Source organism: Sphingorhabdus sp. 109, assembly GCF_902506555.1.
Classification (GTDB): Bacteria; Pseudomonadota; Alphaproteobacteria; order Sphingomonadales; family Sphingomonadaceae; genus Parasphingorhabdus.
Genome location: NZ_LR732707.1, coordinates 750,429 through 775,519, shown reverse-complemented (window position 1 = coordinate 775,519; position 25,091 = coordinate 750,429). Strand labels below are relative to the sequence as shown.

General features: G+C 58.9%; 24 protein-coding genes. 12 read left to right on the top strand and 12 right to left on the bottom strand.

The annotated features are described in order from the left end of the window. Positions 1 to 10 precede the first annotated feature (10 nt). Positions 11 to 667 carry an alpha/beta hydrolase gene (locus tag BOSE62_RS03780; RefSeq protein WP_089132528.1) on the top strand — a complete coding sequence of 219 codons (657 nt, stop codon included), beginning with the start codon at positions 11 to 13 and terminating at the stop codon, positions 665 to 667. 8 nt (positions 668 to 675) lie between these two features. On the opposite strand, the gene BOSE62_RS03775 is transcribed toward BOSE62_RS03780, so the two are convergent. Continuing rightward, the gene (locus tag BOSE62_RS03775; RefSeq protein WP_159642207.1) at positions 676 to 879 is read right to left on the bottom strand and encodes a hypothetical protein; all 204 of its coding nucleotides are present in this window, start codon (positions 877 to 879) and stop codon (positions 676 to 678) included. Positions 880 to 1,052: 173 nt separating this feature from the next. Between BOSE62_RS03775 and BOSE62_RS03770 the strand changes: the two genes are divergently transcribed. Beyond that, the gene (locus BOSE62_RS03770; protein ID WP_159642205.1) at positions 1,053 to 1,814 is read left to right on the top strand and encodes a hypothetical protein; all 762 of its coding nucleotides are present in this window, start codon (positions 1,053 to 1,055) and stop codon (positions 1,812 to 1,814) included. Positions 1,815 to 1,821: 7 nt separating this feature from the next. Here BOSE62_RS03770 and BOSE62_RS03765 read toward each other — a convergent pair whose 3' ends face one another. Further along, positions 1,822 to 3,417 (bottom strand): phosphoenolpyruvate carboxykinase, encoded by a 1,596-nt coding sequence (locus tag BOSE62_RS03765; RefSeq protein ID WP_159642203.1) that lies wholly within the window; start codon positions 3,415 to 3,417, stop codon positions 1,822 to 1,824. Between the two features lie 238 nt (positions 3,418 to 3,655). Here BOSE62_RS03765 and BOSE62_RS03760 point away from each other — a divergent pair, with 238 nt between their 5' ends. Genes BOSE62_RS03760 through BOSE62_RS03725 form a run of 8 tightly spaced genes read left to right on the top strand, consistent with a single transcriptional unit; the run spans position 3,656 to position 9,258 of the window. Continuing rightward, positions 3,656 to 4,360: a response regulator transcription factor gene (locus BOSE62_RS03760; protein WP_159642201.1), complete on the top strand. Its 705-nt coding sequence runs from the start codon at positions 3,656 to 3,658 to the stop codon at positions 4,358 to 4,360. Next, entirely contained in the window at positions 4,332 to 5,918 is a 1,587-nt protein-coding gene (locus BOSE62_RS03755; protein ID WP_159642199.1) for an ATP-binding protein, read from the top strand. The genes BOSE62_RS03760 and BOSE62_RS03755 overlap by 29 nt, the downstream gene beginning before the upstream one ends. Next, on the top strand, positions 5,915 to 6,370 hold the full coding sequence (locus BOSE62_RS03750) for an HPr kinase/phosphorylase (RefSeq protein ID WP_236553818.1): 456 nt from the start codon (positions 5,915 to 5,917) through the stop codon (positions 6,368 to 6,370). Before BOSE62_RS03755 ends, BOSE62_RS03750 begins: the two co-directional genes overlap by 4 nt. Beyond that, complete coding sequence (rapZ, locus tag BOSE62_RS03745; RefSeq protein ID WP_159642197.1) at positions 6,367 to 7,302, top strand: RNase adapter RapZ; 936 nt, start codon at positions 6,367 to 6,369, stop codon at positions 7,300 to 7,302. The genes BOSE62_RS03750 and rapZ overlap by 4 nt, the downstream gene beginning before the upstream one ends. A 4-nt stretch (positions 7,303 to 7,306) precedes the next feature. Beyond that, positions 7,307 to 7,711, top strand: a complete 405-nt coding sequence (locus BOSE62_RS03740) for a PTS sugar transporter subunit IIA (protein ID WP_159642195.1) — start codon at positions 7,307 to 7,309, stop codon at positions 7,709 to 7,711. After that, positions 7,708 to 7,986, top strand: coding sequence for an HPr family phosphocarrier protein (locus BOSE62_RS03735; protein ID WP_159642193.1), 279 nt, complete (start codon positions 7,708 to 7,710; stop codon positions 7,984 to 7,986). Before BOSE62_RS03740 ends, BOSE62_RS03735 begins: the two co-directional genes overlap by 4 nt. Before the next feature lie 4 nt (positions 7,987 to 7,990). Beyond that, positions 7,991 to 8,794 (top strand): TrmH family RNA methyltransferase, encoded by an 804-nt coding sequence (locus BOSE62_RS03730; protein WP_159642191.1) that lies wholly within the window; start codon positions 7,991 to 7,993, stop codon positions 8,792 to 8,794. 50 nt (positions 8,795 to 8,844) lie between these two features. Then, positions 8,845 to 9,258, top strand: coding sequence for a COG3650 family protein (locus tag BOSE62_RS03725; protein WP_159642189.1), 414 nt, complete (start codon positions 8,845 to 8,847; stop codon positions 9,256 to 9,258). A gap of 3 nt (positions 9,259 to 9,261) precedes the next feature. Here the strand turns inward: BOSE62_RS03725 and rmuC are convergent, their stop codons facing one another. The 4 genes from rmuC to recR form a co-directional block, all read right to left on the bottom strand. After that, on the bottom strand, positions 9,262 to 10,641 hold the full coding sequence (gene rmuC / locus BOSE62_RS03720) for a DNA recombination protein RmuC (RefSeq protein ID WP_159642187.1): 1,380 nt from the start codon (positions 10,639 to 10,641) through the stop codon (positions 9,262 to 9,264). Between the two features lie 192 nt (positions 10,642 to 10,833). Further along, positions 10,834 to 11,400, bottom strand: a complete 567-nt coding sequence (gene def, locus BOSE62_RS03715; protein WP_159642185.1) for a peptide deformylase — start codon at positions 11,398 to 11,400, stop codon at positions 10,834 to 10,836. 220 nt (positions 11,401 to 11,620) lie between these two features. After that, on the bottom strand, positions 11,621 to 14,350 hold the full coding sequence (locus BOSE62_RS03710; RefSeq protein WP_159642183.1) for a TonB-dependent receptor: 2,730 nt from the start codon (positions 14,348 to 14,350) through the stop codon (positions 11,621 to 11,623). Between the two features lie 321 nt (positions 14,351 to 14,671). Beyond that, a complete protein-coding gene (gene recR / locus BOSE62_RS03705) occupies positions 14,672 to 15,274 on the bottom strand; it encodes a recombination mediator RecR (protein WP_159642181.1) in 603 nt (200 codons plus the stop codon). A 142-nt stretch (positions 15,275 to 15,416) separates the two neighbouring features. On the opposite strand from recR, the gene fmt reads away from it, so the two are divergent. Both fmt and truA read left to right on the top strand, forming a co-directional pair. Beyond that, the gene (gene fmt, locus BOSE62_RS03700; RefSeq protein WP_159647880.1) at positions 15,417 to 16,322 is read left to right on the top strand and encodes a methionyl-tRNA formyltransferase; all 906 of its coding nucleotides are present in this window, start codon (positions 15,417 to 15,419) and stop codon (positions 16,320 to 16,322) included. Further along, complete coding sequence (truA, locus tag BOSE62_RS03695) at positions 16,319 to 17,062, top strand: tRNA pseudouridine(38-40) synthase TruA (RefSeq protein WP_159642179.1); 744 nt, start codon at positions 16,319 to 16,321, stop codon at positions 17,060 to 17,062. Before fmt ends, truA begins: the two co-directional genes overlap by 4 nt. Before the next feature lie 87 nt (positions 17,063 to 17,149). Here truA and BOSE62_RS03690 read toward each other — a convergent pair whose 3' ends face one another. Genes BOSE62_RS03690 through BOSE62_RS03665 form a run of 6 tightly spaced genes read right to left on the bottom strand, consistent with a single transcriptional unit; the run spans position 17,150 to position 25,085 of the window. Further along, on the bottom strand, positions 17,150 to 19,045 hold the full coding sequence (locus BOSE62_RS03690; protein WP_159642177.1) for an XrtA/PEP-CTERM system amidotransferase: 1,896 nt from the start codon (positions 19,043 to 19,045) through the stop codon (positions 17,150 to 17,152). A gap of 9 nt (positions 19,046 to 19,054) precedes the next feature. Further along, positions 19,055 to 20,617 (bottom strand): exosortase A, encoded by a 1,563-nt coding sequence (xrtA, locus tag BOSE62_RS03685; RefSeq protein WP_159642175.1) that lies wholly within the window; start codon positions 20,615 to 20,617, stop codon positions 19,055 to 19,057. Further along, positions 20,614 to 21,837 (bottom strand): TIGR03087 family PEP-CTERM/XrtA system glycosyltransferase, encoded by a 1,224-nt coding sequence (locus tag BOSE62_RS03680; RefSeq protein ID WP_159642173.1) that lies wholly within the window; start codon positions 21,835 to 21,837, stop codon positions 20,614 to 20,616. The genes xrtA and BOSE62_RS03680 overlap by 4 nt, the downstream gene beginning before the upstream one ends. Continuing rightward, positions 21,837 to 22,910 (bottom strand): FemAB family XrtA/PEP-CTERM system-associated protein, encoded by a 1,074-nt coding sequence (locus tag BOSE62_RS03675; RefSeq protein WP_159642171.1) that lies wholly within the window; start codon positions 22,908 to 22,910, stop codon positions 21,837 to 21,839. The genes BOSE62_RS03680 and BOSE62_RS03675 overlap by 1 nt, the downstream gene beginning before the upstream one ends. After that, entirely contained in the window at positions 22,907 to 23,803 is an 897-nt protein-coding gene (locus BOSE62_RS03670; RefSeq protein ID WP_201295707.1) for an XrtA system polysaccharide deacetylase, read from the bottom strand. The genes BOSE62_RS03675 and BOSE62_RS03670 overlap by 4 nt, the downstream gene beginning before the upstream one ends. Continuing rightward, entirely contained in the window at positions 23,784 to 25,085 is a 1,302-nt protein-coding gene (locus tag BOSE62_RS03665) for an XrtA/PEP-CTERM system-associated ATPase (RefSeq protein ID WP_159642169.1), read from the bottom strand. Before BOSE62_RS03665 ends, BOSE62_RS03670 begins: the two co-directional genes overlap by 20 nt. Positions 25,086 to 25,091 lie beyond the last annotated feature (6 nt).

The following is a 25,091-nucleotide window of genomic DNA, read 5'->3' as shown; positions in this document are numbered from 1 at the left end:
TCGAAAACCCATGCCTGACGTAATTTTTACCGGACCCGAAGGCCGCCTCGAAGGCCGCTTCAGCCCAGGACCCCGTGACCGCGCGCCGGTTGCGATGATTTTGCATCCCCATCCGCAAGCGGGCGGGACGATGAACGACCGGATCACCCAGGCGATGTACAAGACATTCGTCAAGCGCGGCTTTGCCACCCTGCGGTTCAATTTCCGCGGCGTTGGCCGCTCCCAGGGCACATTCGATAACGGCATTGGCGAATTGTCCGATGCGGCGGCAGCTTTGGACTGGGTCCAGAGCTTCCATCCCGAAGCGCAGACCACCTGGATCGCCGGCTATAGTTTCGGTGCCTGGATCGGCATGCAGCTTCTGATGCGCCGTCCGGAAATCCGGGGTTTCATTTCGGTATCGCCGCCAGCCAATATGTACGATTTCAACTTCCTCGCACCCTGCCCGTCCTCGGGTATCATCATCCAGGGCGTGAACGACGAGGTTGTGACGCCAAGCGCGGTGCAGAAGCTGGTCGACAAGCTGCGGACGCAAAAGCATATCACGATCCATCATGACGAGATCCCGCGCGCCAACCATTTTTATGAAAATGAAATGGATTTGCTGATGGGTTCGGTCGACAATTATCTCGACATGCGTCTCGCGCCGGATTCGCCGATCAAGTAGAACGCCAGCTAGTCGCCCGTTTGCGGCGATAGAGGCTGATTATTCTCGGGTGTGGGAATCAACCAGATTCCGACATTGGCAAACATTACCCCGGCGGCCACCAGCATGAGCAAGCCCTGCTTCTTATTGGTGCCCTTGTACAATATATAGACTCCGCCAGCCAGCAATGCGGTACCGGCAAGCATGAGTATCGACAGGATCAGATCGGACATGCACAGGCGATTACCGCTGTGGCAGTGGACTGACAATCAAATCTTTTGCTGATTGCCCCGGGCGATTGCGCGGGCAAGCGCCGGTTTCCCGGCAGCATTGCCACGCCGCAGCCGGTGCTGTAGAACAGAAAAGGAACAGTAGGACAGGACCAACCCGGAACGGAACTGGCAACATGATCCCCGACCCTCCTCTGCTGATCATCGCTCCGGTGGCGGACGATACCGATCTGACCCAATTGCCGTGGTGCGAGGCGGCACGCGAGAGGCTGTCGGTCAACCGGAGCAAGTTCGAAAATCTGGAAATGGCAGAAGTGGTATTCGACGCCATGACCTTCCTTGTGTCTCGCCAGACGGCTGCGGAAACTGGGAGGCTATTGGCGGGTAAGGGCAGCGCAAGCCCGCAAGGCAATCCGCCCTGCCCTGACACCCCCTCTCTCGGAATCGCGCTGAGCGACATTCTGGAGAGCGCCCGGCACCTGCCGGCGGTCAACCATCGCCTGCTGCTGCTCGGCAAATGGATCGGCGAGAGCGTATCGGCGAACGCGGCAGCCTGGTTGCCATCCGGCGGACTTAGCGATTTTCCGGATTATTGTACCAGCGTCGAGCGGCTGCTGGCTGGCGGTCCCTTCCCCACCGCGTTCCAGACATGGATCTCGAGAGCACCCGACGGCCATTTCCTGACCCGGGGACTCGGATATTTTGCCGGACAGGAAATCCGCCTGACTGCGCCGGCCGGCTATGATCTTGACGCAATCAGCGCGCGATTGGTGCCTGTCATCGACAATATCGCAACGCGTGGCAGAATAAATCGTCCGGCACGGATCGAGGGCATGGTTCAGGGAGAGATGCTGGCATTCACCCCCAGTGATGATCTTGGCCGGGTCGATATTGTAATCGAGAAGTCTCCTGTCACAGGCGACCCGGCCAAGATATAACCGGTGGCTAGGCGGCGGTCGGTGCCGCTTCCCGAACATTCTGGTCGACATGATCGGCAAATTGCTCGAAATTGTCGATGAACAATTTGACCAGCTTCTGTGCGGTTTCGTCATAGGCGCTTCCGTCAGCCCAGGTCGAACGCGGATCGAGGATCGCGCTGTCGACACCGGATACCGCGACCGGCACTTCGAAACCGAAATTCTCGTCGATCCGGAATTCGCCGTCGTTCAGGCTGCCGTCCAGAGCAGCATTCAGCAAAGCGCGGGTTGCCTTGATCGGCATCCGGTTGCCTTCGCCATATTTGCCGCCGGTCCAGCCGGTGTTGACGAGCCAGCAGCGCACACCGCCCTTGGCGATGCGCTCTTTCAGAAGATTGCCGTAAACCGAAGGATGACGCGGCATGAACGGTGCACCGAAGCAGGTCGAGAACGTCGCTTCCGGCTCGGTTACGCCGATTTCCGTGCCGGCAACCTTGGCGGTATAGCCGGAGAGAAAATGGTACATGGCCTGTTCTGGTGTCAGCCGCGAGATCGGAGGCAGCACGCCGAACGCATCGGCGGTCAGCATGATGATATTTTTGGGGACCGGCCCCATATTTTCTTCCGACGCATTCGGAATGAAGTCGATCGGATAGGCACCGCGGGTATTTTCCGCCTTGCTGTTGTCGTCGAGATCGAGCTCGCGGGTTTCCGGGTCCATCACGACATTTTCCAGCACAGTACCGAACCGGCGGGTGGTTGCGTAAATTTCCGGCTCCGCTTCTTCGGAGAGACGGATCATCTTGGCATAGCAGCCGCCTTCGAAATTGAAGACCGCCGTATCCGACCAGCCATGTTCGTCATCGCCGATCAGAACCCGGCTGGCATCAGCCGAAAGCGTTGTCTTGCCGGTGCCCGAGAGACCGAAGAAAATCGCCGTATCGCCTTCCGGACCGATATTGGCCGAACAGTGCATCGGCATGACCGAATCCAGCGGCAGCAGATAGTTGAGTAGGCCGAACACCGACTTCTTCATTTCGCCGGCATAGGCCGTGCCGCCGATCAGGATCAGCTTCTCGGTCAGATTGACCGCGATGACCGTCTCGCTGCGCGTGCCGTGGCGCGCAGGATCAGCCTTGAAGCTTGGCAGGTCGATGATGGTATATTCCGGATCGAAAGCGGCCAGTTCGTCGGCTGTGGGCCGGACCAGCATGGTGCGGATGAACAGATTGTGCCAGGCAAGCTCGTTGATCACCCGGACGTTGACCCGATGCTCCGGCTGCGAACCGCCAAACAGATCCTGCACGAACAAAGTGTCTTTTTCTGACAGTGCGGCAAGGAAATCTTCCTTCAGCGCGGCAAAATGCGCCGGCGTCATGCCGACATTGGTCTTGCCCCACCAGACACTGTCTTCGGTTTCGCCATCGCGGACGATGAACTTGTCATTGGCCGAACGACCGGTGTGCTTGCCGGTTTCGACAACCAGGGGACCGTCCTTGGCCAGATGCCCTTCACCACGGGAAACGGCAGCTTCCACCAATGCCGGTGCACCAAGATTCCAGTGCTGTTCGCCTGAATTGGTAAAACCCTGATCTTTTAACGTTACAGACGAAACTTTTGGCACTGATAATCCCCTATGGCTTGAAACAGGTTGAGGTAACGCCGACCCGGCGAATTTGAAATGGCGCTTACTGGACCCTGCCGAGTCGGTCAAATTTCTTCCCGCGACCTGACAAATTTTGAGGCATTCCGGCCAGTCCGCGACTCAGATATGTCAATATCGCTACCGACAAGCTATCTTGTAACCTACTATCCCATCCACTAGGTCACATCCAGCACAAGTGGCAAAGGAACGCGAAATAATGGCAGCCAATATTGCTCTTGTCGATGACGACCGCAATATCTTGACGTCCGTCTCGATCGCCCTGCAGGCCGAAGGCTTTGTAACCCGCGTATATTCGGACAGCGAGGCTGCCCTGCATGCGATATTGGAGAATCCGCCGGATCTTGCGGTCTTTGATATCAAAATGCCGAAGATGGACGGTTTGGAACTGCTCAGACGGGTCCGCGAAAAGTCGAACGTGCCGGTGATCTTTCTCACCTCCAAGGACGAGGAGCTGGACGAAGCGCTCGGCCTTGCAATGGGTGCTGACGACTATATCAAAAAGCCCTTTTCCCAACGGCTATTGATCGCGCGCGTCCGATCGATCTTGCGAAGGACGGATTTCCTGAAATCGGTTGACGAGGGTGCAGATGAAGAAGCCGCCGAGCCGCTGGTTCGCGGCAACCTGGAGATGGACCCGGCCCGCCATCTGGTCCGCTGGAAAGATCAGAATGTCACGCTGACGGTAACCGAATTCATGATTCTCGAGACACTGGCGCACCGGCCCGGTGTGGTTAAAAGCCGCAACCAGCTGATGGACGCGGCCTATCAGGATGATGTCTATGTCGATGACCGGACGATCGACAGTCATATCAAGCGATTGCGGCGCAAATTCCGCGAAGTCGATCCCGAATTTGACGCAATAGATACGCTATATGGAGCCGGTTATCGCTACACCGAATAGACACGGGCAGGCGAATGACCGCGGCCTCTCGCTCCGCTGGTCGGCCAGGCTATCGCTGACAACCCGAATCCTCGTGGTCAATGTTCTGGCGATCGCGTTGCTTGCGGGCGGACTGTTCTATCTCAACAATTATCGCGACCGTTTGACCGAAGAACGACTCGTCCAGGCCCGAATGCAGCTGACCATCGTCGCCGACGCCCTGTCGGCGGTCGAGCCCGAGTATAAAAATCCGCTGATCCTTCAATTCTCCAGTCATCTCCATGCCCGCTTGCGGCTTTATGGGCCCGATGGCTCAAAGATCGTCGACAGCTTTACGCTGGCAGAACCGAACTATGCATTTATCGATCCGGAGACCGAACCATTCCGCAAGGATTTGGCCCGGCTGCTGGACCGCACGATCGAGAGTCTGGTGTTCAGCGCGCCGATCCCGGAATTCAGCGAACCGGATGATGACATCGCCGGCGCATGGCCCGAACTGGTCGCTGCCTCCGGGAGCACCGAAGCGGTCAGCTCCGTCCACCTCGCACCCGACCGCACGCCGGTAATAGCGGCAGGAAAATCGCTGCCCGACGGAACCGGGACGATCCTGCTCACCGCAAATGCCCGCGATATCACGCGGATTGTCAGGGCCGAACGGTCCAGCGTGCTGCTGGTGATACTGGTGGCGGCGACGGTGTCGATATTGTTATCACTGTTTCTCGCCCGGACCATCGTGCAGCCGATCAGGAAGCTGGCCCATGCAGCCTTGCGCGTGCGCATGGGGCGATCCGACGAAATCGCCATCCCGCGCATGCCGGACCGGCGCGATGAAATTGGCCAGTTGAGCCGCGCGCTTTCCGATATGAGCAGCGCCCTGCGCTATCGCATCAATGCGACCGAGGCCTTCGCCGCCGACGTGAGTCACGAAATCAAAAACCCCCTCGCCTCGCTGCGTTCGGCGCTGGAGGGGCTGGAGCGGGTCAAGGATCCTGATCTGCAAAAACAGCTTCTCGACGTGGCCAATGACGATGTCCAGCGGATCGACCGGCTGATCAACGATATTTCCGATGCGTCCCGGGTCGATGCCGAACTGGCGCGGGCCAAGTTCGAACCGATTGATATCGGGAGCATGCTGGAACAGTTACTCGCAGCGCGCGAACAGCGGACGTCCAATCTGGGCGTGCATATCGCTTTTGCCCGCCCGGCCAAGGATGTTGCCAGGGTGATGGGCGATGGTGGCCGTCTCGAGCGCGTATTCAGTAATCTTCTCGACAACGCGGTCTCCTTTTCGCCCGATGGCGGTCTGGTGGAGATATTGGCAACCCCCGACGGGGACGAGATTGTCATCCATGTCGCCGATCAGGGGCCGGGCGTCGATCCGGACCAGCGCGAACAGATTTTCCAGCGTTTTCATTCCGACCGCCCCGACGGCGAAGCCTTTGGCAAGCATAGCGGCCTCGGACTGGCGATCGCGAAAACGATTGTGGAAGGCCATCAGGGCACTATCCGGATATTGGATCGGCCGGGTGGACAATCAGGCGCCTGCTTTGAAGTCCGGCTGCCCAAGGCCAGAGGATGACGGATAGCAAACAGAGCGAAGACCCGATGACGGTGCACGCGACTGCCGTTGCTCTTGCCGGCGCCGGTCTGCTGATTCGCGGCAAATCCGGTGCGGGAAAATCCGATCTCGCCCTGCGCCTGATCGACCGGGGCGCAACCTTGATTAGCGACGATCAGGTCGTGATCAGGCGCGAAGATCAAAAACTGTTGCTCGAGCCGCCGGCTCGGCTCGCCGGAAAGCTGGAAGTGCGTTCGCTCGGCATATGCGAGTATGACCATGTTTCCGGTGTCGGGCTAAAACTGGTCATCGACCTGCAGGACCAGGTGGAACGATATCCGATGGACAGACAGATCGTGATTTTGCTGGGCATGGAATTTCCATGCTGTACATTGGATGCTATGGAAGCGAGCGCAGCGATAAAGGCCGAACTGGCCATGCGACGCATAATGCAGGGCGCGAAAATATCATGAGCGAAAAACTCGTCAAACCGGTTCTGCTGGTCACCGGCCTGTCCGGCGCGGGCAAGTCGACCGCATTGAATACGCTGGAAGACATCGGCTGGGAAACGATCGACAATTTTCCGTTTCGCCTTGTCGAGCGCTTGTTGAAAACACCACCGTCCAGTTCCCGCGGGGACAGCGATCCGCCGCTGGCGATCGGATTCGACAGCCGGACCAGGGGATTTGAACCGGACAAGCTGGTCGAAAGCGTCAAACGCCTGCAGAACAAACAGGATTACCAGATCAGCACTTTATATCTCGACTGTGCCGGCGGCGAACTGGAGCGGCGGTACAGCGAAACCAGAAGGCGGCATCCGCTGGCGCTCGACCGTCCGGCAAAGCAGGGCATCGCGCTTGAACGGACCATGCTTGCTCCGTTCCGCAGCTGGGCCGATCATGTGATCGACACCACCGACCTGACCGCCAATGACCTGCAGCGCGAGATCCGCCAGCAGTTCACCCTCGACAAGGATGCGGTCACCACGATCACCCTCACCAGCTTCGGCTTTTCCCGCGGTGTGCCCAATAATATCGACCTGCTGTTCGATGTCCGTTTTCTGGCCAATCCGTTCTGGGATCCGGCCCTCAAGCTGAAAACCGGACTGGACGCCGATGTCGCCGAATATATCGGCAAGGACCCCGCCTATCCCGAGGCGATTGACAAGATACTCGATCTCCTCGCATTCCTGCTGCCGCGCTATCAGGAGGCGGGCAAGGCCTATGTCAACATCGGTATCGGCTGCACCGGTGGACGCCACAGATCGGTACATGTTGCCGAGCGCCTGAGCAAAGACTTGCGTGCCAGCGGGTTTTCGCCCAATGTCCTGCATCGCAATTTGGCATCAAGGCCGATAGAAGCGCTCGAATCAATGCAGAAATCAAACGGAAACAGGGGAATTTAATCAAGTGATTGGATTGGTCCTCGTCACACATGGGCATCTTGCCACCGAGTTTGTCATCGCCATGGAACATGTGGTCGGCGCGCAAAAGGCGATCGCCGCCATTGGCATCGGTGCGCGCGACGACATGGAAGAACGGCGCCAGGAAATTGCCGACAGCGTCGCCAAGGTGGATTCCGGCGACGGAGTCATCATCCTGACCGACCTGTTCGGCGGAACACCTTCCAACCTCGCCATATCGCTCATGGAGAAAGGCAAGGTCGAAGTTATCGCCGGCGTAAATTTGCCGATGCTGATTCGCCTCGACGGCGCGCGCAAATGCATGGACATCGTGTCCGCCATCGCCGCGGCCAAGGAAGCGGGTAGAAAATATATCAGCGTGGCTTCGGAAATATTGGGAAGCGATGCGTGAGCGAAGTCCGTAAAACTGTAGAGATTACAAACAATCGCGGCCTGCATGCCCGGGCGAGCGCAAAATTTGTAACCTATGTCAGCAAATTGCCGGAAGGTCTCGACGTCCGGGTTGCCAAGGACGGCACCGAAGTGACAGGCACGTCGATCATGGGGTTGATGATGCTGGGCGCGGCCAAAGGCGACCATGTCGAGATCATAGTATCCGGCGACCAGGCAGAAAGCGCGCTGGAAAAACTGGCGGGCCTGATCTTTGACGGTTTCGGCGAAGACTGAAACCATGCGCCACCAGATTACCGGTTTTTCCAATCCGACCATCAAGCGGTTGCGAAGCCTGCGCGAGAAAAAGCATCGCAAGCGCGAGGGATTATTCCTCGCGGAAGGCCTCAGAATTCTGACAGAAGCACTGGAAAGCGGCAGAACCCCGAAAATACTCGTCGTGGTGGAAGATGTCGAACTGCATCCGCTGGCGCAACAAATAGAAGCCGCGACGGTGGCCGCTGGCGGTGATGTGATCGAAACCAGCGAAGCCATTATCGCCAAGCTTTCCGGCAAATCAAACCCGCAATCGATCATCGGCATCTATCCGGACCATCCGGTTGCGCTGGCGGAACTGGACCGATCAGACTCAAATATCTGGCTGGTGGCGCAGGCGCTGCGCGACCCCGGCAATCTCGGGACGATATTGCGCACGGGAGACGCGGTGGGCGCGGGCGGGCTGATCCTGATCGACGATTGCGTTGATCCCTTTTCGGTCGAAGCGGTACGGGCGAGCATGGGCGCGGTTTTCACCCAGCAGATCACCCAGGCGCGCTGGCCCGATTTTCTGAGCTGGCTCCGTGAAGCTCCCGGCGAACTGGTCGGGACGAGCCTCAACACCGACAAGGACTATCAGTCCGTGCAATATCGATCGCCCACCTTCCTGCTGATCGGCAACGAGGCACAGGGTCTGCCGGAAGACTATGAAGCCGCCTGCGACACGCTGGTCAAGATGCCGATGATGGGCAAGGCCGACAGTCTCAACGCGGCAGTCGCTGCCTCGGTCATGGCCTATGAGGTGCTGAACCAGAACCGCCAGAGATAATTTGGCGTCTTCCGCCTCTCTGTGTTAGCTTGCGCGCGGAGGGGAAAAATATGAAAAAAATAGCAATATTGTCATCGCTCGCCGTGCTGGCACTTTCAGCCTGCGACGCACCTGCGGAAGAACCGCCAGTGGCCGAGGAAAAACTGGGTGACTATAACGCCGTCGGCACCGAACCGGGCTGGACCGTCGATATCAAGGGAGAGGATATCGCGCTCACCTCCCAGGACGGGAAGGATTTCACTCTTGCTGTCCAGCGGATGAAGAAAACCGATGACGGCTGGGAGATCAAGGGCTTTTCCGACCTGCACAATATCAATATCTATATTACGACCGGTGCGGAATGCAGCGACGGCATGAGCGATCGCGTCTACGCCGATACGGTGAAGGTCGAAGCCAGCGAACATGGCACGCTGACCGGATGCGGTGGCGCCTTTACCGAGAGCGATGCAGGCCCTGCGGCCTAGAGCCTATTCTGCGGCTTTCTGGCCGGGATCCCGGTCGTCCTCGATCAGTTTCTCGGCCACCGCTTCGCTATAGCGCGGCAGCGCCTCGATCTCGGGCACGGGGTCCAGTTCCTTCTTGCCCGTTTCGATCTGCAGCTCGGCGAACTTGCGACCGGTTGCCATGACATTGCGTTCGAAGCTGCCGACGAATTTATTATAATTGCCGACGGCGCTGCCGAGCCCCGTGCCCATGCGTTTGAGATGTTCGCCGGCGGTTGCCAGACGGTCATACATTTCCTTGCCCAGCTGGCCGATCTGCTTGGCTTCGGCTGCCATCTTCTCCTGGCGCCAGACACCGGCCACGGTGCGCGCAATCGCGACCAGATTGGTCGGCGTGGCCAGCAACACCTTCTTCTCGAAGGCATGGTCCCACAAGGCCGGTTCATGTTCAAGCGCGGCGGCGAGAAAATGCTCGCCGGGCACGAACATGATCACATAGTCCGGCGCTTCCTCAAACTGGTCCCAATAGGCCTTTTTCGACAGGCCATCGATATGCGCTTTCATCGAATTGCAATGACGCGCCATAGCGAAGCTGCGGCTGTCTTCGTCATCGGCCTCGAACGCATCCTGATAATCATTGAGCGAAACCTTGGCATCGATCACCAGCTTGCGTCCGCCTGGCACATTGATCACCGCATCGGGACGCAGACGGCCTTCATCTGTGTCGATACTATGTTCGGTGACGAAATCGGTATGTTCGGACAGGCCACAGGTCTCGAGCACATTTTTCAGCTGTTGCTCGCCCCAGCGGCCACGTGATTTCGGCGCGTTGCGGAGGCTGTTGACGAGGCGCGCCGCTTCCTGCTGCACCCTGTCCTGCCCCTGCCGCACCTGTTCGATAGTGGCGGTAATTCCGGCATAGGATTCGGTCCGTTCTTTCTCGATCTTGCTGATCGAGGCTTCATAGGTTGCCAGCCGTTCGTGCACCGGCTGCAGCAATTTGGCGATCTTCTCGCCACCCTTTTCACTGGCCTGGTCAAAGCGCTGGTCGGCGCGATCGAGAAATTGCCGCTGGGCGGTTTCCAGCATTTTCGAGCCAATTTCGGAAAATTGCGCCGACAGTGCCTCTTTCGCCTCCATCAACTGCCGCATCTGCTTTTCATGATTGCGCGCGTCCGCCTGCAGCGCCGCCAGTTCGGTGCGCGCCGCGTCGCGTTCGTCACGTACCCCGTCCAGCGTTATCCGCAAGGCATCGGTGGCCTGTGCCGCTTCCTTGGCCGACTGTATCGCCTCTCTGGTCGCCTGCGCGGCATCTTTGGCGGGCTTGCCGCCGATAAACCAGCCAAGCGCCAGACCGCCCAGAAGAGCAATGACGATAGCGAAAATGACAATGACAGGGTCCAAAATGACTCTCTTTCCGATAAGAACGAAAAGGGAACCTAGGAGTGTTTCTCACAATAGGCAATACTCGTCGTGCCGTCTCTGCCGGAGCAGCTACAGCCCCTCACCTTCCAGTGCCATGGTCATGCGAAGGGGCCCTGAAACACGTTCAGGCTTGCAATGTTGCAACTGCATGAGACAGGACGTTCGAGCCTATCAGGCCGCGATACCATGTTCCTTGCGCAGCTTGGCAAGTTTCTTCAGCACCATCTGCCGCTTCAGCCGCGAGAGATGGTCAATGAACAAAATGCCCTCGAGATGATCCATCTCGTGTTGCAGACAGGTCGCGAGCATACCGTCGATCTGTTCTTCATATTGCTTGCCCTCGACATCCTGCCAGCGCGCGGTAATGGTCGCGGGCCGTTCGACATCGGCATATTGGTCAGGCACCGAAAGGCAGCCTTCCTGATAGACGTTCAGATCCTCGGACGGATCGAGAATTTCCGGATTGATGAACACGCGCGGATCATTGATCACGCCATGGTCATGGTCGCAATGTTCGCCATGTTCATGCTCGTGCGGCGCCGGTTCCTGCAGATCAATCACCAGCACCCGCTTGGGCACACCGACCTGGATCGCGGCCAGACCGATGCCCGGCGCGTCATACATGGTGTCGAACATGTCCTTGACCAGCGTTTTCAGTTCGTCGTCAAACACGGTCACGGGTTCGGACACAGTTTTCAGGCGCGGATCAGGCACCTCTAGGATCGGTAATATAGCCATGTCCCAAATTTAGGGATTCTGCCGGGATTCGTCAAGCTGCGCGGAATCGGGCTCTCGTTTCCGCGGCTATTCGCCATCCGGGGGAAAAACGGATCGCATCGCGAGACAGCGCCGCAATCTGCTACCGGATAGCCGGCAATTCCAAGGCAAACAACAAAAAGGGCGTGCGGTTCATTGACCGAACCGCACGCCCTCCATTGGTCAGTTCCCAGGCTCTGGCCTAGAACTGCCCCCGCAAGGTGATACCATAGGTTCTTGGTTCGGCTAGAAACGCCGAATAGGTCTGCTGCGAAGCGACGAAGGGCGTGTTGAACGCAACCTGCGAATAGTCGACATCGAACAAATTCTGGACCCAGCCCTCGATTGCCCATCTGTCATCCGGGCCGCGAACGCCGAGGCGGGCATTGACCAGCGTGAAACCGTCCTGTTCCTTGCCGTATAGCAGGTCGGACCCGGTGTTATAATCGCTGGTCGTCCGGACGTTGACATAGAACAGGCCGGTCAGCCCGCTATTGCCGATGGGTGGCGTATAGGACAGCGACGCCGTGGCGGTGAGTTCAGGCGCGTTCGACAAATTGTCGCCGGGCAGCAGCCGCAAAGCCGGATCCAGCGCAGTACCATCATCTCGGCCGACCAGATCATTCTCATAGCTGGTATCGGTATAGGTCAGACCCATGGTGACATTGACATGCCGGACCGGGTCGATCGATGCTTCCAGTTCCACGCCCTGTGCGACAACGCCATATTTGACATCATCTGCGCTGCAATTGCCGGTTGTACCGTCGGCATCAGTGTCTGCACCGTTCAGATCCGTGCTGCAGGCATTGATGTTCTGGACGAGAAAGACCGAACCGTTGAACGTGTTGAGCTGAAAATTGTCAAACTGCTGACGGAAGGCAGCAACGCTCAGCGAAAACTCCCGGCTCGTATATTTCGCACCAATTTCAAATGCATCCACCGTCTCCTGGTCAAACTGGAGATTGGCGGTGTCGCCGGTCAATGCGGGATTGCCTAGCGTCGAGCTGGTCAGCGCAGACCGGTCGAGGTTGAATCCGCCAGCCTTGTAACCACGCGAGTAGCTGCCGTAAATCAGCAGATCGTCGGTCGGCTTGTAGGACAGGATCGCGGTACCGGTAAATTCGCTTTCGCTCCGGCTGTCGCTCAGCGTAACCCCGTCCAGCTCGGCGGTGGAATTGCCCTGACAGGACAGCCCAATCAGGCCGCCGGCCAATCCGGCCAACGGTCCGGAAAGCAGCGGTGTGAACAGCGAACGCTGGATCGGGCACATCGTATTGTCGTTGGAGAAGGCGGCGTTAAAATCCTTGGTCTCGTTGGTATAGCGCAGCCCAAGTGTCAGATCGAGATTGTCGGTGACATGGAAGATATTATGCGTGAAGAACGCAAAATTCTCGCTCTTCTGATTATAGACATCGAGCACAGTTCCCTTGTCGTTGATCTGCGCCAGATTATCCAGACCGGCGAAAATCAGCGGCGTGGCAGCTCCGAATGCCCCCGCTCCTCCATTTGCAGCCTGCAATGCAGCCCTGCCCCCGGCGCTCAGACAACCTGTGCTGGTCGGCGACGCAAGGGCGGGATTGACCGCATTGACGATCCGACAGGGCGCGAACGCTCCATATTGCGAACCGAAGCGGAGATTATCCCGCGTTTCAAGCTTTTCATTCGCGTAAAATCCACCGATCAGCCAGTCGAGCTTGTCGTCAAAGGCCGAGCCTTGCAACCGCAGTTCCTGGGTGAAGGTCTTGAACTCCCGGGCTCCGGCATTTTTGTTCGGCTCGCGGTACAGGATATCTATCTGCGTGTAGTCCGTGTCGGAAGCCTGGAAGTTTGAATATTCGCGATATCCGGTAATCGATGTCAGGTTCAGCGCGCCAAGTTCCGCATTGACCTCGATCGAAGCGCCAAAATCTTCCGTTTCGCCAGCATAGGACCGACCGGGCGTGACGTATATATCACGGTTAAACGTGCTCTGATTCAGAGCGTTGCTGTTCTGTCCCAGAGCCAGCAGCACCGGAATGATCGGGTTGGACGCATCGGTCAGAGCCGGTGCTCCGGGTGATGGCAGCGTGAAAGGGTCGAGACCTACGCTCACCCGCGCCTGCTGGGCAAATTCCGGCTGCACAAAAGTCGCTGCACAGCAGGACTCGTCTTTCTTGGAATAGTCGCCAATCACGCGCACGGTCAGACCGTCATTGGGTTCGAACAACAACTGTCCACGGACGAGATAGCGGTCTTTGTTGTTGACATCGGTCCCGTTCACCACATCGTTGTAAAAACCGTCACGCTTCAGATAAACGCCATCGATGCGGGCGGCGATCGTATCGCTCAATGGCCCGTTTATGCCGCCTTCCAGACGAATCTGGTCATAATTACCGTAGGTGGCGGACGCATGTCCGGAGAACCGGAATTCGGGCGCCGCCGTGGTGATGCTGATCATCCCGGCGGACGAATTGCGTCCGCCCAGCGTACCTTGTGGTCCCCGCAGCACCTCGATCCGCTCAATCGGACCCAGTTCACTCAGCGCATTACCGCTACGCGAACGATAAACGCCATCAACGAATACAGCCACCGAACTTTCCAGACCGGGATTGTCACCCACGGTACCGATGCCGCGAATTCGCGCGGAACCATTGGCCTCGTTACCGGTCGATGAAACCAGCAATGATGGCGCCAGCTGGTTGAGCTCGCGGATATCGCTGGTACCGCTTTGCTGCAATTGCTCCGCGCCGATGGCGGAAACGGCGATCGGAACATCGGACAGAACCTGTGCCCGGCCCTGCGCGGTGACCACAATCACATTGTCATCATAATTGCCCTGATCACTCCCGCTGGCCTGATCGGTCGATTCGGGTTGCGTCTGCGCATATACGGGGGCGGTTGCGATTGCCGCCACCGCGAACGCGCAGGCAGACAGCTTCAATGCTGGTTTCATGACATGCTCTCCTGAAAACTTCTTTTTATACTATCGCTTATGATAGCCATCGATTTTACATTTGATAGCCAAATCGGCGGGCGTTGCGTCAATTTTCCAGCAACTGTTGCTTTATTGTCGATTTGACGCGTCTTGCGAAAGAATGAGACCGTGGCGCGAATAGCCGGTTTCTACGGTTGCAAAGCCGGACTGGCGCAAAATACGCTCCATAGAGGCTTGATCCAAAAGCCGTTTATTCTCGCTCACCCGATAATCGCAACCGGGAGTTTCGGCGGGGGAACAGGCTTTCCCCCGGCCTGCTGCAAACGGATTGAAAGTAATCTAGTCGCTATGCACCGGCCTTCGAGACCGCAACGCTTGCGCCAAAGTGCCTTCGTCGAGATAATCCAGTTCGCCACCCACCGGTATGCCGTGCGACAACTGACTGAGCCGGATCGGATAATTTTCCAACCGCTCGGCAATATAATGGGCGGTGGTCTGCCCCTCGAGCGTGGCGTTCATCGCCAGCACCACCTCATCCACACCCCCGGCCTCGACCCGACGGATCAGGGTATCGATCCCGATGTCTTCCGGCCGCACACCGTCAAGCGCCGACAATTTCCCGCCGAGCACATGGAATTTTCCGGGGAAAAGCCGCGATCTGTCCAGCGCCCATAGGTCGGAAACCTCCTCGACCACGCAGATGGATTTGTCGTCGCGTCGCGGATCGCTGCAAATCTGGCAGGGATCCAGAGTGTCGACATTACCGCAAATCGTGCAGGTCACCAGTTGCTGATCAACCCGTTCCATCGCCGCCAGAATCGGCTTCATCGCCGTTTCCGGACGTTTCAGCAGATACAGAACCGCGCGGCGCGCCGAGCGCGGGCCCAGACCGGGAAGCTTGGCGAGGGCCTGAACCAGATTTTCGATCTCTTGCGATGCCATGGCATAGTCATTAGGAGCAGCCGCACAAAACTGCCAAGCAGAAAATGCCTGCCCTGCAACACCGCGAGCCGATCTCGTCGTGGTCGAGCCGGAAGCGGATCACTTATTTGGAAGATAGTTTATGACGTCCGGCAATAAATCCCTGCGCATCGCCTTCATGGGGACCCCCGATTTTGCCGTACCGGCGCTGCAGGCATTGCACGAAGCGGGGCACGAGATTGCCGCCGTCTACTCGCAGACTCCGCGCCGCGCCGGACGCGGCAAGAAGCTGTCCCCCTCCCCCGTCCAGCGTCTGGCGGAAGATCTGGGGATCGAAGTGCGGACGCCGGTGTCGCTGAAAAGCGAAGAAGAACAGGCCGCCTTTGCCGCGCTTGATCTGGATGTCGCTGTTGTTGCTGCTTACGGCCTCATCCTGCCGCAGGCGATACTGGACGCGCCGAAAATGGGCTGCCTCAATATCCACGGCTCGCTGCTTCCCCGCTGGCGCGGCGCAGCGCCGGTGCAGCGTGCCATTCTGGCGGGCGATGAAAAAACCGGAATCACCATCATGCAGATGGAAGCGGGTCTGGACACCGGACCGATGCTGCTGAAATCGATCACCCCGGTCGATGGCAAGACGGCCGGTGAACTGACCGGGGAACTGGCGAGAACCGGCGCGGAGCTGATGGTGCAATATCTGGCGTCGCCGGCTGATTATCCTGCCGAAGTGCAAGATGATGATCTGGCTACCTATGCGAGGAAGATCGAGAAACCGGAAGCGCGTCTGGACTTGGCACAGTCTGCCGCACAGGTCGAACGCCAGATCAGGGCCTTCACGCCTGTTCCCGGCGCCTTTTTTGAATATGAGGCAAATCGCTACAAGATTCTCGCGGCGCAAGTCCGCGATGCCGCAGGTACGCCAGGCGAAACTCTGGACGATCAATTGCTCATCGGCTGCGGTACCGGATCGATCCAGCCGGAAGTCATCCAGAAAGCGGGCAAACCGGCGATGGACCTCAAGGCCTTTCTCAACGGTACAAAAATCCCGAAGGGGACCAAATTGCAATGACCCGCTTCGCGATCACACTGGAATATGACGGCCGCCCGTTCATGGGCTGGCAGCATCAGGATCACGGCCCCAGCGTCCAGCAGGCGGTCGAACAGGCGATCCACAAGATCACCGGTCAGGACATCCGGGTTTTTGCTGCGGGCAGAACCGACGCGGGCGTCCACGCGCTGGCGATGCGCGCGCATTTCGATCTGGATACAAAGCTGACACCCTTCCGGCTGAGCGAAGGCATCAATGCCGGCCTGCGCCCCCATCCGGTGGCGGTACTGGCCTGCGACATTGTCGACGAGGAATGGCACGCCCGCTTCGCCTGCGAGGGCAGGCGCTATCTCTACAAGATTACCAACCGCCGCGCGCCGCTGACCTTCGACCGCGGGCTGAGCTGGCAGGTTGCCCCGGCGCTCGACAGCGACGCCATGCACAACGCGGCGCAGGCGCTGACCGGCCAGCACGACTTCACCACATTCCGCTCGGTCCATTGCCAGGCGCAAAGCCCGGTCAAGACGCTCGACAGCATATCGGTCAGCCGCTTCGGCGAGGAAATTGAAGTCGAGGTCGCCGCCCGCTCTTTCCTGCATCATCAGGTTCGCTCGATCGTCGGCTGTCTGAAACTGGTCGGCACGGGCAAATGGACCACGGTGGATCTGAAAAACGCGCTGAAAGCGAGAGACCGCAATGCGCTCGGCTTCAACGCCCCGCCCGATGGTCTCTATTTTGTCGAAGCCATCTATCCGGAATGACCGTGCCCCAGCGCAGGCAGGGGCCCATCTCGGACCGGAGCAAACGGACGCACTGGCGAGAGATGGATTCCTGCCTACGCAGGAATACTATAGACCAAACAACCGCGACAGCGACCTGTCGAGCATCAGCAGCTGCCACAGCAAGCGGCTGTTGTCCGAGCGTCCGGCAATATGGTCATCGGCGACCGTGCGCATGGCCTTGCTGTCAAACCAGCCGGTCCGCGCCAGATTGCCGCCACTGGCTATGTCCCGCGCCGTCTCGGCCAGCGGACCGCGAAACCATTGCGCGATCGGCGTCACGAAACCCATTTTCGGCCGATAGAGAATATCGTTCGGAAGATAATGTTCCATCGATTTTTTCAGCAGATATTTGCCCTGCCCCTTGCGCACCCGCAAATTGGTCGGCAGCCTAGCGGCAAATTCCATCAGCCGGTAGTCGAGTAACGGTTCGCGCGCTTCCAGTCCGACCGCCATGCTGGTCCGGTCGACCTTGGTCAATATATCGCCCGGCAGCCACATTTTCATATCGGCATATTGCGCCTGGTCGAGTCCGTTCTGCGCCGGTGCCTTGTCCATCAGGTCGATCATCCGCTGCTCGGCCTGATAGTCGCCAAGATCGCTGCGCATGCGGTCGGAATAGATGCGCCGGCGTCCAGATGGCGTGGTCACGCCAACCGCCTCGGCATAGCCTTCCGGCCCGGTCCGGGCCAGCGAGAGCAAAGTCGACTTGGCGCGAAACGGACGCGGGGCCCAGTCGGCCTTGGGATAGACCGATCCCAGCCAGCCAAAGGCCGGTCCGCGAAAAGATTGTGGCAATAGCCCCCTCACCCGCTCTTCGGCATGGTGAAACACATGGCGGCGATAGCCTGCCATTGCCTCGTCGGCACCATCTCCGGACAGCGCCACCGTGACGGTCTCGCGCGCCAGTTCGCACACCCGGTAGGTGGGCAAAGCAGAGGCATCGGCAAAGGGTTCGTCGAAATGGTCGGCGAGCGTATCGATCAGGCCGAAATCATCCGCCGCCACAATGCGTTTGCGATGATCGGTCCGGAATCGTTCCGCGACCTGTCGGGCATAGCCGGTCTCGTCGAGCGACTGCTGGTCGAAACCGATCGAACAGGTCTTGACCGGCCGCCGGCTGTGCTCCGCCATCAGCGCGACCACGGCGCTGCTGTCAACCCCGCCGGACAGAAAGGCGCCCAGCGGCACATCCGCAACCATCCGCGAGCCTACGGCCTGTTTGAGCAGGTTCACCAGCTCCTCTTCCAGCGCACTTGCCGAAGCCTTGTGTCGCTGGCTGAAATCCATATCCCAATATTGCACCGGTGCCGGTTCCGGCCTGCTCTGCTCGAGCAAAAGATAATGCCCGGCAGGCAGCTTCTTCACGCCCTTCAGAAGCGAAGTCTGGTCCGGGACATAGCCAAAGGCGAGATAGTCATCGACCGCTCGCAAATTGGACTCGCGGCGCAGCAAGGAATTGGCGAGCAAGGCTTTCAGTTCCGAACCGAACAATATGCTGCCGTCGGAAACCCGCGCGTAGAACAACGGCTTCACGCCAAGCCGGTCGCGGGCCAGAAACAATTGGCGGCTGCGCTGGTCGTAGAGCGCGAAAACAAACATGCCGTTCAGCCGCTTCAGGCACTCGACGCCCCATTGCCGCCAGGCATAGAGGATGACCTCGCTGTCACTACTGGTCGCAAACTGGTGGCCCAGCCCCTCCAGCTCGGCCCGAACCTCGCGGAAGTTGTATATCTCACCGTTGAAACTGAGCACCTGCGCTTCGTCGGCCGTCAGCATCGGCTGCGCGCCGCCTTCCAGATCGATGATCGACAGTCTGCGATGGCCAAGCCCGACGCCCGGTGCGGTCCAGATACCCAATCCGTCCGGGCCGCGATGTGCGATGCTGTCGGTCATCTTGCGCAGCCGATCGGGATCGACCGGTTTCGCCGTCTCCAAATGAAATATACCTGCAATGCCGCACATAGATGCGCCCTAGCGCAGCCCCGCCATCGCGTCAGCCACTTTGTCGACCGGCCCCAGATCATCGAGAAATGCGTTGATCGCAACCAGTGGTGATTGTTCGCGCTTCGTTTCGGAAGAGAGCAGTATCGCAACGGCCTGCTGAGGGCCGCCGAACAGCTTGCTCTTCACCGTCTCGATCTTCACTACCGAGCCACTGCCGGTGAGCTTGCCGCCAATGCGGTAAAAGCTGACAACGTCGCGCACCACCGGTCCCGGTGCGATCAGCTCGACCGCAGACGCGCCCACGGGCGCAGCTAGGGCGCGGTTGCGCGACCATCCGGTCTCCGGAACAAGCGCGCCCTGTCCATAGCCGACAATCTCGCGTCCTTCTTCCTGACGATCATAAACCGCTACAGAGAGATCGACGTGCATGCCGGTCGAGACGTTACGGTAGCGTCCGAGCAGCTGGTGACTGGCGCCGTCAAAGCGGGGTTGCCAGGGGTAGAGCGGTTGATAATCGACCCTCTCCCAACCCGCCACGTTCGGCAAGCTAATGCTATCCGGCACAACCGAATCCTGCGCTTCCAGTACCGATATCCAGAGCACTGGCACCAGCACGACAACCCCCATTGCCGCCATCGCCTGCACCGGTTTCATCGGTTTTTGCGCGCGTACCGGGACATTCTGATGGCTGGCCAAGGCATCACCATCAATCATCGGGTCGTCGATCTTGCGATCATAGAAGGGCCAGCCGATCGCCATCAGCAGGATCAGCACGAAAGCAAAAAAGAACCAGCCGTAAAAAATGTGATCGAAGCCGACCGCGAAGTCGAGCGATGTATGATGGGCAATATAGATGGTGCCGAAAGCACGGACTCCATTGGCAAGGATCGGCACGATGAACGCGGCGATCATGAACAGGATACGGCGGCTCCAACTCTGGAAACAGACGTTGCTGACCAGCGCGCCATAAGCGATCATCGCGATCAGGAACTCGATGCCGGAGCAGGCCTCGGCCACTCTGAAATAGCCGGTCGGTGTCGATATGAAAATGCCGTCGATAAAGGCCGGGATGTCAGCCCAGCCGAGAATGGCCATCGACAGCTTTGCGGTGACCATCTGCAGGAAGGGCACGAACTCTTCGCCGAAAGGTACAAGGAAAAAACTGAAAGCCATCGGGAATATGAGTCCGCGCGCCACGGTCGGGCCAAGCAGTGTAACAACAGCCCCCTGCAGCATCATCAATAACCCGAGGTGACGGGCAAGAGCGACGCCTGCCGCCTCTCCCATCAACCATCCGAACGCTGCAATGCCGGTCAGGAACAGGCCCGGCAGCCAGATTTCCGGCCTCAGCTTTGCCAGTTCCTCCCGCCGCTGCTGCACCAGCCAATAGAGAATCGGCACGATCAGCAGGCAATGATTATAGGTCGATATGGTCCACCATGTACGGACCATATCGACGGCATCACGCCAGAAGATGACCAATATGGCCAGGCTGGCAAAGGCCAGAAATCTCAGATGCGTGGACCAGAGCGAAGCGGGCACCACGGGCGCTTTGCGGCTTTCGAAATGATCGGCCAATGCGGTCGTCATGCGGCGACCCCTGCCGTCACCGCAGTGGGCAGGCCACATAGGGCTGGCAGGTCTGCAAGCTGCCTCTTCCATGAATAACGCGCATGAATCAGCTGCTTCGCCCGCTCTCCCAGCTGTCTGGCCTCGCCGGAATTCTGAAGCAAGCCGCACACCAGCGATGCTTCTTCATCCACCGACCGTGCGATCAGAAAATGCTCGCCGTCGATCGCGTCAATGCCCTCCGCCGCACAGCCGGATGCCACCACAGGCTTCGCCATCGCCATCGCCTCGAGGACCTTGTTCTGGATACCCCGCGCGATTCTGAGCGGCGCAACCACGACATCAGCAGCAACAATCCAGCTGCGGATATCATCGACCGCACCGACCACGATTGTACCGTTCTTGCCGTCAAGTTGCCTGACCTTGTCGGCCGGCGCCCGCCCGGCAATGGCAAAGCGCGCCTCCGGAAAGCGAGAGAGAATGGCCGGCATGACCTGCCTACTGAAACTCTGGACCGCCTGCACATTCGGCTGATAGTCCATCTGGCCGGTGAAAAGGATCATCGGGCCGCGATGGCCGAGATCAGCCGGATGTGCGTCCGACGCATCGTAAAATTCCAGATCGATCCCGTTGCCCATCGCTCCCACGCGGTCATCGCCCAGACCCGAACGCTGACGGAAGAGGTGAGCCTCGGCTTCGCTGACAAACAGAGCATGGTCAGCGCGTCCGGCAATCTCTTTCTCGAACACGCTCAGCAATCGCCCTTCCCGACGGTGGATCCAGGCCATCGGGCCCGTACCGTCTTCCGCGTAGCTTTCAAATTTCGCGCTGTCGACATCGCCAAAGTCCATCACCACCCGGCCGGCAAAATCGATCGGAATATATTGCGCCATCTGGCCGGAAAATACGAAGATACAGTCAATCGGGCGCGTCCCGATCACCCGCGCGACGAAGGCGCGGATTTCGGCATTGTCAAAACAGGTCAGTGAAACCGGCTTGCCGGACAATATCGCCTCCACCCCACCAAGCCATTGCGGCTTGGTTCGCAAGACAATCTTGCTGGATGCCAGTTCCGAATTGCGCTCCCAGCCGGCCTGCCTTTCCCCCTCGTCTTCGGCAAAACAGGCGACATGAACCGGCGCGCGATCCATCAACTTCTGCAGGAAATGGTGTGACCGGATCTTGTCGCCGCGGTTCGGCGGCCACGGGACCCGATGAGTAAGAAACAATATCTCGCCCATCAGCCCAGGCCCCTGGCGATAAGAGGCCCGAGCCGGTTGGCAAACCACAGAGGCAACTGCTGCCACAGCGCGACCTGCATCCGGTATTTGGGACTCATCGGGTTGACATCGCGAGCGTCCACACCATCGGCGGTGCGCGTTGCATAAGAGAGCGGGCGCGGTTCAAACCCCCAGTTCTTCTTGAACGAAAAGGCGCCGGTGCCATATTTTGAGCGACCGAAGTCGAACGATGTACATCCCCGTTCGCGGGCATGGTTCATCAGTTCATAATACATGATCTCATTGGCCCGGACCCGCCGCGCATCCCATGTCCCGCCGCCCCAGTAGGGCATCACTGTTCCGCGATGATAAAGGCTAAGGACACTGGCCACCGGAGCCCCGTCGCAGAGCACTGTCAGAATATCGGCAGCCGTGCCGAAGGCGTCGAGTACGGCATCGAACAGCGCCTGCGGAAATACCGGTGTACCGAGATTGCGGACGCTTTCGGCATAGACGGCATAATGGTCGTCCCGGTCCTGCCGCGTTGTCCCTATGCGCACGGTCAGGTCGTTCTTCAGCCCCTTGCGGATCTCGGCGCGCTGTTTCCGGGGGATGGCAAGCAACTGGCTTTCCGCATCATCAGCCAGTTCCGTTACAAAGCCGGCATAGACATCTTCTTTGCACTGCCACGGTCCGTCCGGCACGGGGCCGCCGCGCAGCTCGACGCTGGGGAAACTGCCGCGCCTGGCAAGCCGCCACGCTTCCTCGGCGAGCAGCTGGACTGCCTGATCATTGTCCGCGAGAATACCGCCGCCAACCGCGAAACCGGACGACGTCAGGGCCCGGCCGAACAGCGCCGAATGAATTAGATTGAGCGGCAAGACACCCCGCAGCTGCCCGCCGCTGTCTTCGGCGAGCAGATAGCGCCACTCATGACCGCAAGACTTGCTGACCGCCTGCAACCACGCCGGTCGGTGAAAGGGCGTGCCTTCCGGGGCCGCGTGCACAAAGGCGTCGATCCGGGCCAGTTCATTGGCGTCGTCCCGTTCCAAAATACGGATTGACAAGGATGCTGGTTTGAAGGCCATGTTCATCCCATCCGCTCCGCTTCCAGTGCCGCCAGCTCGTCGATCCTGCCCCAGCTAAAATCCCGTCCGGCCCGCAGCAGCTTGGCGCGCATCGAGCCCAGATTGGTATAATGACGGAATTTCGATCGTAGCGGGGCGTCGGCAACGCGCGGCTGATCGGGATCGATTTCCCACGGATGGAAGTAGAAAATCGCTCCATGCCCGTCATCGCGCTGCATCTTCCTGATCGACCGCTCATACAATGCATAAGGCAAGAGCCGGAAAAACCCGCCTCCGCCAGCAGCGAAGCGACGGCTGCCGACCGCAACCGTGGTCACCGGCAATTCGATCAGATCGGACTGATCGACCGGCTTCCAGGCAAAGCGGGGCGATTCCGACCAGCCATAATGATCGTGGGAAATGGGTGCGACGCTGGAAGAATAGATATAGCCTTCTTCGGCCAGTATCTCGTGCGCCCAGGGTGTCCGCTGGTCGATCGAGAAACTGGGAGCACGATAGCCGATGACCTGCTGGCCCGAACTGTCCTCGAGTATCTTGCGACTGCGGTCCAGATCGGCCCGGAACTGGTCCGGTGAAAGGTTGAACACACGCGCATGATCATAGCCGTGACTGGCGATTTCGTGACCGGCATCGGCAATCGTCTGCATCAGCGCGGGATAGCGCTCTGCGACCCAGCCAAGAATGAAAAAAGTGGCCTTGATGCCGGCTTCGTCGAACAACGCCAGCACCGCATGGCTGTTGCGTTCTACGCGGTGCTCCAGCTGATCCCAGTCGGCGCGATCAATGACCGTCTCGAAGGCTCCCACCTGAAACCAGTCCTCGATATCCACCGACATGGCATTGAGCAAAGCATCCGCTTCTCTCGCCCTGGCGAACGATTCAGGCCGCACGTCCCGCATTGACATAGCTTTCCTTGCTCCGGACATCGTTCTCGACCCATTCTACCAGCAACGTCAAGACGCGGTGCAGATTAGCTTCCTGATCATTCATCCGCGCTTCCATCAGCGACAGCTGTTTCGCCAGTGCATCGAGGCGCTGGATCATCGCCTTGTCCGCAACCTCTGAATCCGCAACCTCTGAAACAGCCGGAGCCGCAACTGGTGCTGCCGGTTTCGGTTCCGGTGCCGCCTGGACTTCTGCGGTTTTCAGCGGCGCGGTCGGCGATGCTTCGGGAGCCCTGAAATTGACCACTTCGTGCTCCTGTGCCGGTGCAGGTGCAGGTGCAGCAGCAGGTACGGGAGCGGGAGCAGATTGCGGTGCCGGAGTTTTGGCCACCGCATCAGCGCTCGCGTCCTGGGCCTTCCGGGGTTTTTCCCACAACGGATTTTTCGGCGCGGCTGGTGCCGTTGGTGGCGCGGCAATTTCCACGTTTTCACCTTTCAGGTCGGCAAGCACCCGCTCGACCATCGGCTGGTCGATCATCTCCGCATGCTCGATTGATCCCATCAACAGGATACGACTCATCAATGCGTTTATTTTGCGCGGTACACCATTGGTCTCGGAGTACAGCAGGCGGAATACGCTCGATGTAATCTTCGGCCGTCCCGACCAGCCGCATTTGGACAGCCGGTGCGTGACATAAGGTTCGATCTCTTCGGCATCCATCGGTTCGAGATGATGGTGCGCGATCACCCGCTGGCGCAATTGCTCCAGCTGGTTGGAATTCTGCAGCATATCGCGGAATTCTGGCTGGCCGAGCAGGAATATCTGCAGCAAAGCCTGCCCACCCAGCTGAAAATTGGACAGCATCCGGAGTTCCTCCAGCGCGCCGGCAGGAAGGTTTTGCGATTCATCGACGATCAGCAAGCACCGGCGCCCGGCACGCGCTTCGGCGTGCAGAAACTCTTCAAACGCACTCAGCAACTGGGCCTTGTCCATATGATCGGTGTTGATATCGAAATGATTGGCAGCAACCCGTACGATATCCTCGCTGTCCAGCTTGGTCGTGACAATATTGGCCGCGGTCAGACGCGCCTTGTCGATCGTCGCCATCAGATGGCTGACCAAAGTAGTCTTGCCCGCACCGACATCGCCAGTGATGACGATAAAGCCCTCGCCCTGCGCAAGGCCGTAGCCCAGATAGGACAATGCCTTGCGGTGTGTCAGGCTTTCAAAATAGAAATGCGGATCGGGGGTCAGCTGAAAAGGCCGGCCGTTCAATCCATAGAATGTGTCATACATGCGCGT